This is a genomic window from Spirosoma lituiforme (assembly GCF_054776635.1).
This window is the reverse complement of sequence record NZ_BAAHBO010000007.1, coordinates 188,617-200,974: the sequence shown is the minus strand read 5'-3', so window position 1 is coordinate 200,974 and position 12,358 is coordinate 188,617. Positions and strand designations below refer to the sequence as shown.

Below are 12,358 nucleotides of genomic sequence, written 5' to 3'. Positions count from 1 at the left end.
ATTACTTTTTACAACTGATAGGTCGCTTGGGCCATTGCTGAAAAGGCGATGATTCAGGCGACATTTTTTATGATACCGTTTATAAAGAAGCAACTTATAACTTATTTAAAATTTGTTGCATATATATTAATAAAATTGGCTAGTGCGTAAATAGAAATTGTGCTACCAGCGCGTGAAGAAAGATCGCTTGAGAATAGGAATGAGTAACAGTGTAAAGAAGATAAGAAAGGTTAAATTTTTGTATTCAAATTAGCGATTTTCGGTAAAAAAACTTGTGTCTTATTTAACTCACTAGTAGTCTCTTAATTGGGTGTTTTTCGCACGGTAAATATATTTAGCGGTTAATTGGTTCATCTCAAGTCTTAAATAATAATGGTACTTTCAATATAAAAATTGACGAAACTAAAGTGCTACTCATCAGGCTGATAGTGTAAAAAAATGCGTCTGGTGAATGCGCTCCTCGTTCACTCTATTTTACTGCTAACTACCATGGTTCAACAACTATTCACCCCAACTTTTGATGAAGCTGACCCTAAGGAAATCGCTAATGAGCTTAGACGGAAAACAGGGTATCGCGTATTTCACGGCGCTATAGCACCAGACACCTTATCGGCTATTCTTGACAAAATTGAGCGAAACGATTATTTGATAAACAACAATACTGTCGGTGTTGTCCGATCGTCGTGGAGTAATTTTCTCTCTCATACATTAGCCGTATCCCAGCAATGTTATGACATCATTACGTCCGAACAGGTAAGGGCTATCTGCCGAAACTATTTCGATGGATCATTTAAGTTAAGTAGCCAGCGTTTGTACGAAACGCATACCCAGTCACACCTGCCGTGGCATACTGATAATAACCTGTTATCGGAGAATAAATTCAAGGCCAAGCACAGCCTCCCTGGACTCGTCTTTCTGTTTTATTTAAACGACGTATCCGCCATTAACCCATTTCAATTGATTCCGGATTCCTACACATGGGCCGACAGGAGCACGGACCGTTATTTTTCGGATGAGTACATCGACGAGAATTACGCGGACCAGATCGTGTCTGTTCGTGCGCCAAAAGGAACACTGATTTTGTCTAACTCGCACCTAGTTCATCGGGCCGAACCGTTCAAGTGCGCCGGGTTCAGGCGATACACCTTTATTTTTCAGGTAGATGAGGTTTCGGAAAACTACGTGGGACACGGGGAGCGGCTGTTAATCAACCCATCTTTTGTGAACGATACAAACCCGGAAATTCTGAATTACCTGGGGTTCGGTTCGCCATCCGATTATGTCACGCTGCCGCAAACGTCGGTGTCTACGTTACTGCCGCAGGATTTGTTACTGATGCAGAAAAATATTCTCCCTCAGGCGTTTCGGGGGTTGATGATTTCGGTCGCTAAGAGCCTGATCCCAAACGCAATGCTGAACCGGATCAGAAACCGGGTTTACTGATATAAACAAGCCCGGCCATTTGCGGTCGGGCTTGTTCATAAGCATCAGACAGACAATGAGCTACTGTTTATCCCACCAGACGCGGGTGTCCAGGTTATCGGCACCCTGTCGGGTTACGGCTTCCTGCCGTTTGGCCTGGTTCACCGACTGCTCCGAATCAGGGTATGACAGGCGATTGATAAAGTTGCCTGTGATTTCTTTTCCCGGATAGGGGTTCGGTGTCAGCGTCGGGAAGCCACTCCGGCGGAAGTTGGCAAATACCTCCGGGCCGTTCAGGAAAGACGCGATCCAGTACTGGGTGTTGATCAACTCCAAACCTTTGGCGGCCACGTATGGATTGCGTTGCAGATAAGCGCTGACATTGGCATCGGAGACAAGTGAGGTCGCATCGTAGTCGCCCAGTTGCTTCATGTGTGCCGTAACCCCCGCGTTGTAAAAATCGGCCACACTGCCCGTTGTCCAGCCACGCTGAGCGGCTTCGGCCAGTAATAGCTGAGTCTGGGCGTAGGTGACCAGGTAGCAGGGCGCATCGAACTTACCCATACGCGTGCGATCCAGTTGTGAGTAATCATAAAAGCTGGCCAGTCCGTCGGTTGTGGCTCGTGCCGGAATGGTACCGTTGTCGTACCCAAGGGGCATCCCGATCTGAACGTCCGAGGTTCGAACGGCTCTGGCTGCCGTTTGTTCCGGCCCGCTTTTGGCCCCGACGTACCGAACCGCAATGGACGACAGGCGAGGGTCTGCGGTCGATTTCAGGTAGTTAACGAAGAAACTCGTGAGGTAGTAGTTGGCGGCCTCTGTCGCATTGAGGGTCGTTCCGACTGAATTCTGATAATTGGCGTTGTTCCGAACGGCGCAGTTATCGGCGTTAGACTGCATCACACCACCCGCTACGGCTTTCTGTACCGTTGACTGGGCCAGGGTAGGATTGACTTTAGACAAACGCATACCCGCCCGGAGCAGAATTGAATACGCCAGTTTTTTCCACTTGCTGATATCACCCCCGTACATCACCTCACCCGCTTCGGTTGGTTTACTGGCGTCCAGGGCGGCCGCAGCTTCCGGAAGTTCTTTGAGGATGTCGGTGTAAATACTCTCCTGAGCGTCATATCTGGGCGTTACGTTGCCGCCCAGGAAACCCAGCCCGGCCTCCGAGTAAGGAACGTCGCCGTAGGTATCGGTCAGCACCATAGCCACATAGGCTTTCCAGATCCGCAGCATGTTGTACAGATTCGTGCGGCTGGCGTCGGTCTTTGTTTTGGCCAGGCCATCCACCAAGTAGCGCATGTTATCTCGATAGTAGCGCTGCCAGAGCTGGGCATTGGCACCCGCCGAGCCCCGGTTATCAATGTTGTAATTGCCACCGGCCAGAATACCGGAGTTAGGCGAAAACATCTGCTGGACAATGGGTTCCTCAAAAATAAGAATCGACGCCGGAAACGAGGTATTGATAATCGCGTTGTTGAACGTAAAAACCGGATTCAGACTGGTTGCCGCCGTCGGGTTAACGTTAAGCTGGTCGAATCCTTTGTCGCAGCTACTCAGGCTGACCAGTAGAGCAACCAGGGGAATATAAATCATTGTCTTTTTCATGGTGGATAGCTGTTTAGAATTTAACATTCAGGTTGAAGCCAATGCTGCGGGTTATGGGTAACCCCGTCGATTCGAGTCCAATCAGGTTGTCAGAACTGAATCCGAATTGTTCGGGGTCGATGTTGGGCACCCATTTCTTAATGATCGCTACGTTGTTAGCTACCGCACTCAGGCGAACGCCTTTGATAAACAAGGTTTTGGGCAACAACTTGGTGAAGTCATAGCCGATGCTGATCTGGCGGAGTTTCCACAAGCCCGCATCGTAGATGACCTGCTCACCAAGGCTCTTGGAGCGCCCCACCGAATAATAGTCCTGCACAAACGCCCGTACGGTGTTGACTTCGCCGTTGCTGTTTACGCCAGCGCCAACCATCTTGTTATCGGCATCGCCCCGACCCACCAGGGTTTCTTTTTGAAGGCCGTGCCGGAATGCGTTCAGGTTGGTCCCCGAGATCATTTTGCCGCCCAGTTTGAAGTCGATTAGAAACGACAGGTTGATGCCCTTGTAATTAAAGGTATTCGTGATGCCGCCCGTGTATTTAGGTAAGGCCGAACCCAGCGAAATCGGAGCCGTTGAACGCACGGGCAGGCCGTCGCTTCCGTGAATGATTTGTCCCTGGGCATTTCGCTGATACCCGTAGGTATACAACTGGCCCAAGGGCTGACCAACTACCTGCCGAAGTTCACCAACGTAAACACCCGTACCGACTACAATTTGCTCGGCTTGTTTGTCGCCGTTGTAGTCTTTCCCCGGTGTGCCGTCGTCATCCGTCAGCAGCCGGAGTAATTTCGTTTCGTTGTAAGCGCCGTTCAGGGTTACATCCCAGAAGAAATCTTTGGTCCGAAGGGGCGATAAATTGAGCAATACCTCGATACCCCGGTTGCGGCTCTGTCCATTGTTAATCAGGGTGCTTGTGTAACCGGATGCGTCTGAGGACTGGGCGGCCACAATCTGGTCGCTCGTAATTTTGCTGTAAACCGCCAGGTCTACGCCAACCCGGTTGTTGAACAGTTTTAACTCCAGCCCTAACTCGGTTTCGGCCGTACGGCTGGGTTTGAGCGTGGCGCTCGGAACAGTATTGGAGGTGATGTTGCCAACGGGCTGGCCTGACCCCGCCGGATTGGGAAAGAGGTTGGCCCCAACCGAGTAGAACAGGTTATTGGAATAAGGTCCAACATCGCCGTCGCTGCCGACTTCGGCATAAGCTGCCCGGAACTTACCGAAATTCAGCCAGGAGGGCATCTTGTCGAAGGCCTGCGAGAACACGAAACTACCGGTTAGGGAAGGGTACAGAATGCTCCGGTTGGCAGGGGCCAGCGTCGAGAACCAGTCGTTGCGGGCCGTGGCGTTCAGGTAAAGAAAATCCCGGAAAGAGAACTCAGCCGCTGCGTAGAGCGAGTTTACTTTCCGTTCGCTGACACCGTAAATAGGGTCTTTAACCCGGCCGTTCTGCGGCACATACAGGCCCCGTACAATGAAGTCGGTTGCCAGAACGCTGTTCAGATCGCTGCGCCGGTAGAGCTGGTTACCCCCCGCCGTGATGTCGATGCCAAATACGCCGAACTTACGGTTGGCCCCAATCAGAAAGTCGGTGTTGAGCTCGCGGAACCGACGCGATTCCTGAACGTAATTGCCGTTCACAAAACCGGCTGGAGCGGCCGCCAGCGACGCTTGCCCGGTCGGGAAGTTATAGTCCTGATCCCGCGACCAGTAATCCTGCCCGACCCGGGCCTGAACATAGAGCCAGTCCGTTACGTTGTACCGGGCCGAAATATTGCCGAACAGCCGATCCCGCCGAATGTTTTCGAACTTGTAATTCAGGGTAAAATAGGGGTTCGTCCGGTTCATAAACCGGGAGTAAATGAACTCATTGCCCGTGGCCGGATTGATCTGGTTGGCTTCCAGTACATCCAGCGGCATCGAGTTCGCCAGGGTGTACAGTACGGTAGGCGTGCTATTGTCCTGTTGCGCAATCTGGGGCGGATTTTTGTTCAGCTCGTTGGAGTAGTTGATCGTGCCCGTAACCGTCAATCTTGGCGAGAGGTTGTAGCTGAAGCCGAGGTTAATGGTTTTCCGGTTGAAGGTGTTATTCCGCGTAATGCCTTTGTTGTCCAGGTTGGCAATAGACAGGTTGAAGCCACCTTTATCGCTGCCCGACGAAACAGCGACCGAGTTTGTCCAGGTTGAGCCATCCCGATAAAAGGTATTGATCCGGTTGCGAACGGGCGCATACGGCAGCGTTATGCCTCCGAAAAGCACCTGCGTTTGGCCGGCAAATTTTTCGCCGAAGCTCCAGACCCCCGATGTTGGGTTGGGGGCCGTTGGCCGGACGCCGTATTCTCCCTGGCCATACTCGTATTGATAGTCTGTGTAATCCAGTGGGTGGTCGGTGGTGAAGTTGCTGTTGTAGGTAACCCCGATCCCCTGACTCGTGCCTTTGGTTTTGGTAGTAATCATAATTACGCCGTCTTTAGCCCGTGAGCCGTAGAGCGCAGCCGCCGTACCCCCTTTCAGCACGGTCATTCCCTCAATATCATCCGGGTTGATCGACGAAAGCCCATCGCCCCCGTCCGAGTAGTTGGACCCCCGGTTCGCAATGGAATTGTCGCTGCCTGCGTTGCCCGTATTTTGCCCAAAGTTCGTATTGTCGATGGGGACGCCGTTGACAACGATGAGCGGACTATTCTGCCCCGAGAATGACGACTGCCCCCGAATCCGGATTTTACTGGTACCGGCCGCCCCCGTGCCCAAACTGGAAATGTTGACCCCGGCAATTTTGCCTTGCAGCGCGTTCATGAAGTTGACAGTACGGTTGGTTGTCACTTGCTCCGGGTTCACAATGGCCGTGGCATAACCCAACCGTTTGGCTTCTTTCTTTATCCCCAATGCCGTAACAACGACCTCACCCAGGCTTTGCTCGGCTTCCTGAAGCGTAACGGTCAGCTGCGTCTGGTTTCCTACGTCGACGGTCTTTCCCGCATACCCAATGGCGCTGAAAACGAGCGTAGCATTAGCAGGAACGTTCAGTGTAAAATTCCCATTGCCATCCGTTGTGGTGCCCAGCTGCGTATTTCTCACCAGAATAGTTACGCCCGGTATCGGTTGCTGGTCTTTACCGGAAAGTACCCGGCCCGTCAGGCGGTGATCCTGGGCAAAGGTTGCCTGACTCATCAGGAAGGTGACCCAGATGTATAGGAGTGAGGCAATAAGCCTCTTTTGTAAAAAGTGCTTCATTGAATTGGTTAGTTGGTTTGAGGATTATTTGTTCAAATAAATGCAAGATTATCTTTCTTAAGTGATAGTGAAGCAAAGAGTATTAATGGACGTATCTACTTTGATGGGATATAGAGAGGCATCAATTTTACGATCATCCCATAAAAATTTGGAAAAAGAAAAATCATTATTCACCTTTGTCTATCAAACTAAGCGGCTATTGCTCGGTATAGCCCGTCAGCTTATGAAATTTGACCAACAACCAGCCTATTTATGCTCAATGACCCATCCGGTAGCCAATCGTCCAGCTATGATGATGATGGGTATGTGTTGTTGCTAGACTACTCCTCTCCGTCTGTGTAGGGCCAGTAGGGCCCATCAAATCCTTTTTTTTAATCGTGAACACCAATTCACTTTTTATTCCCTGTAATACTATACTTAATCTGTATAGTAAATATATTAATTCAGTTTTTAACAACACTAACGATCAAACCAATGGTAGCATTATCTGGTAAATTAGCCGCTGTTCTTCCTGTACAAACCCTGACCGCCGAGGAAACCGCTTTCTTTGATAAAAATGGCTTTCTACATATTAAAAACTTTGTTAGTCGTGACGTCGTACAAGGTTTTCTTCGTGAATTACAGCGTGTTGAAGCAAACTGGATTGCCGAAGACGTAGACAAGATAAATGGGATTCCCATCAAATATGGTCGCGATGAAAACGGACAGCGTATCGTTCAGCGGTTTGCGTTCACCTCGCTCTTCAGTCCATTATTGCACGAGTTTTTGCAGGATGACCGCCTGAAAGGGCTGACTGGTTTGCTACAGCCTTACAGTGGCCGCATTGGCGAAGAAGAAAAAGATGGTCTGGTGGTAAATCATTACGTCCGCACCCCCGAAAGCAATTTCTCCCGGATGGGCTGGCATACCGATAGCCCGCGCGACCTGTTTCTGGGGCAGCGCATCCGGCCTATGCTCAACGTGGGTCTTCATCTCGACGATTGCCCAATGAGCAATGGGGGGCTGCGCGTATTGCCCGGTACCCATAAGCAGAACACGCTGTTAACGCTGTTCCGCAAACGTCAGTTTATCGACCACCGGCCCGACCCCCGCGAAGTTGGCTTCGATATTGAAGCCGGTGACCTGACTATTCACAACGGAAGCCTGTGGCACCGCGTCGAACAGTCGCCCAGTATCGGGGCAGAGAGCCGCCGTCGGGTTATGTACATTCCGCTGGTTACGGGCGAGTATCAGCCCAAGAATGCAGCCAGCAAAACGCCGTTCTACCACCGGCTGGGCGCTAAAATTCTGCGGTAAACAGGTTGTGATAACCAAAGGCGCAGGAGATTATAACAGAAGACGCAAAGGGTTGCGTCTCTACGATGCACTGATTTATGCACTATAACTGGCTGGCTTTCGCGGTTCCGTTGTTTCTGTTCTTTATGGGACTGGAATACCTCATAGCAAAACGGCAGGGGAAATCCTTCTTTCGGTTCAATAATTCGGTAGCCAATATCAACGTCGGCATTGCTGAACGACTGCTGGATACGTTTACAACCGGGGCGTTCTACTTCGTGTACGACTACCTGCATCGGCACTATGCTCTGCTCGACATTCGAGCGACGGGTTGGGGATGGCTGGCGTTGCTGATTGCCACCGATTTTGTCTGGTATTGGTATCATCGGCTGGCGCATGAGATCAATGTGTTCTGGGCTGTGCATGTGGTGCATCACCAGAGCGAAGATTTCAATTACACCGTTTCGGCCCGTATCACGGTATTTCAGGCGGTGGTGCGTACCGGATTCTGGGCCATTCTACCCATTGTGGGGTTTCCCGCCGAGATGATTACCGGGGTGCTGCTGCTTCACGGGCTGTATCCATTCTTTATCCATACCCGCACGGTTGGCAAGTTAGGCTGGCTCGAATATGTGTTTGTGACGCCGTCGCACCACCGGGTTCACCACGCCAGCAATCCGCAATACCTGGATAAGAACTACGGCGATATGTTCATCATCTGGGATAAACTGTTTGGAACGTTTGCTGAAGAGCAGGAGGAGCCCGTATATGGCCTGACCAAACAACTGGATAGTCACAGTTTCCTATGGCAGCATTTTCACGGATGGCTGGAGGTTTTCGTAGCTATCCGGCAGACACCCGGTCTGCGCGCGAAACTGGCGGTGTTGTTTGGTCGGCCGGATACCGTTGACCCAGCTATCCGGGTAAAGCTGGAACAGCAGTTTTTGTCGGCCAGTGCTGCGGAACGCTCGGCGGTCCATAACAATAGCCGACGGTTTCGGGGCTACGTGGGGGGGCAACTGGCTGGTGCGCTCGTCATTCTGTTCGTCTTTCTGCTGATTGAACGCTCCGTACCGGCCTATCTGCAACTACTAACCAGCCTGTTTATCCTGCTGACGGTCATCAACTGCGGGGCTTTGCTTGAGCAACGTCGCTGGGTGCTCTACCTGGAGTTTGGTCGGCTGGCCGTGCTATGGATGGCGCTATATGTAGCCTTAGGCGACCCTATGCTGATTATTCTGGGGTACATCGGTAGCCTGTCGATCTGGGCGTATTTCTCGCTCGTTCAAAAACGCTATTTCCAGTTAGTGTACGGCGTACACTGATCTTATCCCGCTTCCGAAAGTGAAAAGAAACACCACAAACATAAAAACTGGTAAACACAAACGACTATGACGCTCGAATTTGAAAATGAATTAGGGGATATCCGTTCCGTTAGCACCCAGCCGCGTTCAAAAACGACACCTGTCCATCCGCTAAAAACGGGCGATCTGGCTCCGTTTTTTAGTCTGTCGGGCGCGCCGAACAACTGGCGGGCGTCGGTTTTTGGTAAAAAGCTGTCGGGTGGTGAAACGTCTCTGCTCGATCTGGTCAACGAACGGCCATTGGTAGTTAGTTTCTACTGCCCTTGCTGGGGACGCTACGCTCGGCCATATCTGGAGTCGCTCATCCAGCTCAACCAGGCGTTGCTGGCGGTTGACGCTGAGTTAGTGGTATTTTCCAATGAGTCGCCCGGCACGCTGGCGCGACAGATGGGTAGCTTCGATTTTCGGGTAGCCTACGATGCCGAATCGACGGTGGCGCAGCGGTTTGGCGTTTACAGTGAAGATTATCCCGTTTGGGAACGGGTGTCGGGTATTTCGGAAGAAGCCTTTACGCCTGCCCTGTACGTAATTGATCAGGATCGACGGATTGCCTACCATTTTCTGGACGAAAACTTTGACCGTACGCTCGACTCGGAAGCGATTTCTTCCGTTATTGAGAGCCTCAAGCCTGTTCATCAGGTAGCGTAGTAAGCAGGCAGCCCGTGCGCTGCTAAATCAGGGGAGAATGAGTACACAAAAACTAGAAAGGGTAGGGGATCGGCTGACCACCAAACTACCTAATGTGGGCACAACGATTTTTACCGTTATGTCCAGGCTGGCTACCGAAACGGGTGCTATCAATTTGTCGCAGGGATTTCCGGGTTTCGACTGCTCGCCCGAACTGGTTGGGCTGGTTGAGCAGTACATGCGGAAAGGTTTCAATCAGTACGCACCGATGACCGGTGTGCCCGCTCTGCGCGAAGCCCTGGCCCAGAAAACGTTTGAACAGTACGGGGTCGCCTACGATCCGGAAACGGAAGTAACGGTTACGTCGGGTGCGACGGAGGCCATTTTTGCGGCTGTATCAGCGGTTGTGCGCCCCGGTGACGAAGTACTGGTTTTTGAACCCGCTTATGACAGTTATGTCCCCGCCATCGAACTCAATGGCGGTATTCCTGTCTATGTTACCCTAACTCCCGCCAGCGTGGACTCGCCCGGCCGGTCCGCCGGTGCGGTGGATGCGCCCGGCGTGGATGCGCCTGATTACAGCATTGACTGGCAGGTTGTGCGCGGGAAGATTACGGATAAGACAAGGCTCATTTTAGTGAATACGCCCCACAACCCAACGGGCTACGTCTGGACGGTCGATGATTTGAATCAACTGGCGGATCTGATCTACGACCGTACCATCTGGATTGTGAGCGATGAGGTGTATGAACACATTCTGTTCGATGGCCGGAGTCACCAGTCGCTCATGATGCATCCGGTATTGCAGGAACGGACATTCGTAGTTGGTTCATTCGGAAAAACATACCACATAACCGGCTGGAAAACAGGATATTGTCTGGCACCCAAAAGTCTCAGTACTGAGTTTCGTAAAATTCACCAGTATCTGACCTTCAGCACGGTCACGCCCATTCAATACGCACTGGCTGATTACCTGAAACAACCAGCGCATTACCGGGAATTATCCGCCTTTTACCAGCGTAAACGCGATCTGTTTCTGGATGGGCTACGCGGTTCACGATTCACGATCAGACCGGCGGAGGGTAGTTTTTTTCAGACCGTTTCGTACGCGGCCATCTCCAACGAACCCGATTACGATCTGGCCGTACGGCTCACCAAAGAAATTGGTGTGGCTTCCATTCCCGTGTCGGTGTTTTATCATCAGAAAAACGACTACAAGATACTGCGTTTCTGTTTTGCCAAAGAGGATGCCGTTTTGCAGGAAGCCGCCGACCGGTTGAGCAGGTTATAATGTATAGATCAGCTTAACATGGTGGCTATGCGGCCCGTGTCTTCACGGACCGCGGAAGACGTACCGGGAATGGCGTTAGTTCTGGTATAGCGCTTACTACCTGTTCGCCGGCTTGTTGGTCTGTTGATGTGTAACGCGGGCAAGATGGCTTATTACACCATTGGCAGTAAAGGAAACTGGCTCATTAGTACGTTCTGTACGTCGTTAGGGGGCAGGTTGAGCCATTGCTGTAACACGGTCGCATAAACCGATCGGAAGTCGTGCTGCATGGCGATGTTGTCGTTTACGGTGGCGTTGGCCGGTAGCTGCGGATTGGTGCCAATGATACCCGCTTTAACGGCGTTTCCAAAGTAGAAAACCGGGGCTGCTGCGCCATGATCCGTACCCCCGCTGGCGTTGGATTTTATCCGCCGACCAAACTCGGAGAAGGTCATTCCCATGACCCGATCGGCTACGTTAAGCCCTTTCAGATCATCCATAAAGGCGCTGACGGCTTCGGATACCCGACCCAGCAATTGGGCGTGGGTACCCGTTGTGGTGTCGTCGGGTTCGGCCTGTTTGGCGTGCGTATCGAAGCTGCCGGTGCTTACCAGATACACTTTCGTTCGAAGCCCCCCCGCTACCAGCCGGGCCACGATCTTCAGTTGGTCGGCTAGGGCGTTCTTGCCCGCTGCCGGATACCTGTCGGATTGCCTGGTGACACTCAGGGCCGCTTTTTTAATGACTCCGGCGTACTGATCCGTTTTCTGCGCTACCGTTTCGAGGTAGGCCAGTTGTTCGCCCCAGCGGGCACTACTAGTCGCATCGGTCTTGTCTTCAATCAGGTTGTAAAAATTCCCGGGGTTGCTGATCGCCAGCCCCATGGTAAACGACGGTCCCTGAAAAGCAGAAGCTACCACCGACCCGACCTGGATGGCCAGCGGATCGGGCATGGTTTCGCTGGGGTATCTATCCGGGAAGCCCGGAAATACGTCGTTCAGGTAACGCCCCGCCCAACCCGTATTCAAGACTTTGTCGGCGTCAGAACCTGTCATCCAGATATCAGTAGCTCGAAAGTGCGAGAAATTTGGCTTTGGGTAACTCACCGCCTGCACAACACCCGCTTTCCCTTCATTGACCAGTTGCTGGATGCCCGTCAGTGCCGGGTGTAGTGCCGTTGCGTCGGTGCCGGTCAGCTTCAGGAGTTTGTTTTGCGGCAGGGCAATGTTGGGGCGAGCCGCCTGGTAGGCACCATATTGATCGACCGGAATAACGGTATTAAGCCCGTCGTTGCCACCGTTCAGTTGAATCAGGACCAGCACTCGATCATTCGTCAGATCATGCCCACTGGCAGGCATCAGCGACGTCTGCGCCATCGCTTTCAGGGAAAGTCCGCTCATAAACTGGGGCAGCATCACCCCGGCAATGGCTGTATGTTTAATGAAGTCTCGACGTTGCATAAGACAAAGCGCGAAAGAATGAATGAACGAACGAAAGAGTGAATAGGCGCGGTAGACAAAGAGCGAAAGAATGAATGAGCGAAAGAGTGAA

The 12,358-nt window shown here is 51.8% G+C and carries 8 protein-coding genes; 5 read left to right on the top strand and 3 right to left on the bottom strand.

Annotated features, from left to right (window positions below):
- Nucleotides 1-489 precede the first annotated feature (489 nt).
- Nucleotides 490-1,443, top strand: coding sequence for a phytanoyl-CoA dioxygenase family protein (locus ACYU87_RS21650; protein ID WP_461136190.1), 954 nt, complete (start codon nt 490-492; stop codon nt 1,441-1,443).
- Nucleotides 1,444-1,503: 60 nt separating this feature from the next.
- Here the strand turns inward: ACYU87_RS21650 and ACYU87_RS21645 are convergent, their stop codons facing one another.
- Both ACYU87_RS21645 and ACYU87_RS21640 read right to left on the bottom strand, forming a co-directional pair.
- Nucleotides 1,504-3,036 carry a SusD/RagB family nutrient-binding outer membrane lipoprotein gene (locus ACYU87_RS21645; protein ID WP_461136189.1) on the bottom strand — a complete coding sequence of 511 codons (1,533 nt, stop codon included), beginning with the start codon at nt 3,034-3,036 and terminating at the stop codon, nt 1,504-1,506.
- Between the two features lie 13 nt (nt 3,037-3,049).
- A complete protein-coding gene (locus ACYU87_RS21640; protein ID WP_461136188.1) occupies nt 3,050-6,271 on the bottom strand; it encodes a SusC/RagA family TonB-linked outer membrane protein in 3,222 nt (1,073 codons plus the stop codon).
- A 474-nt stretch (nt 6,272-6,745) separates the two neighbouring features.
- Here ACYU87_RS21640 and ACYU87_RS21635 point away from each other — a divergent pair, with 474 nt between their 5' ends.
- The 4 genes from ACYU87_RS21635 to ACYU87_RS21620 all read left to right on the top strand — a co-directional run bounded on the left by ACYU87_RS21635 (nt 6,746) and on the right by ACYU87_RS21620 (nt 10,828).
- The gene (locus ACYU87_RS21635) at nt 6,746-7,567 is read left to right on the top strand and encodes a phytanoyl-CoA dioxygenase family protein (protein WP_461136187.1); all 822 of its coding nucleotides are present in this window, start codon (nt 6,746-6,748) and stop codon (nt 7,565-7,567) included.
- 77 nt (nt 7,568-7,644) lie between these two features.
- Nucleotides 7,645-8,871: a sterol desaturase family protein gene (locus ACYU87_RS21630; RefSeq protein ID WP_461136186.1), complete on the top strand. Its 1,227-nt coding sequence runs from the start codon at nt 7,645-7,647 to the stop codon at nt 8,869-8,871.
- 66 nt (nt 8,872-8,937) lie between these two features.
- Entirely contained in the window at nt 8,938-9,558 is a 621-nt protein-coding gene (locus ACYU87_RS21625) for a redoxin domain-containing protein (RefSeq protein WP_461136185.1), read from the top strand.
- Between the two features lie 37 nt (nt 9,559-9,595).
- Nucleotides 9,596-10,828 carry a methionine aminotransferase gene (locus ACYU87_RS21620; protein ID WP_461136184.1) on the top strand — a complete coding sequence of 411 codons (1,233 nt, stop codon included), beginning with the start codon at nt 9,596-9,598 and terminating at the stop codon, nt 10,826-10,828.
- 152 nt (nt 10,829-10,980) lie between these two features.
- Here the strand turns inward: ACYU87_RS21620 and ACYU87_RS21615 are convergent, their stop codons facing one another.
- The gene (locus tag ACYU87_RS21615; protein ID WP_461136183.1) at nt 10,981-12,267 is read right to left on the bottom strand and encodes a DUF1501 domain-containing protein; all 1,287 of its coding nucleotides are present in this window, start codon (nt 12,265-12,267) and stop codon (nt 10,981-10,983) included.
- Nucleotides 12,268-12,358 lie beyond the last annotated feature (91 nt).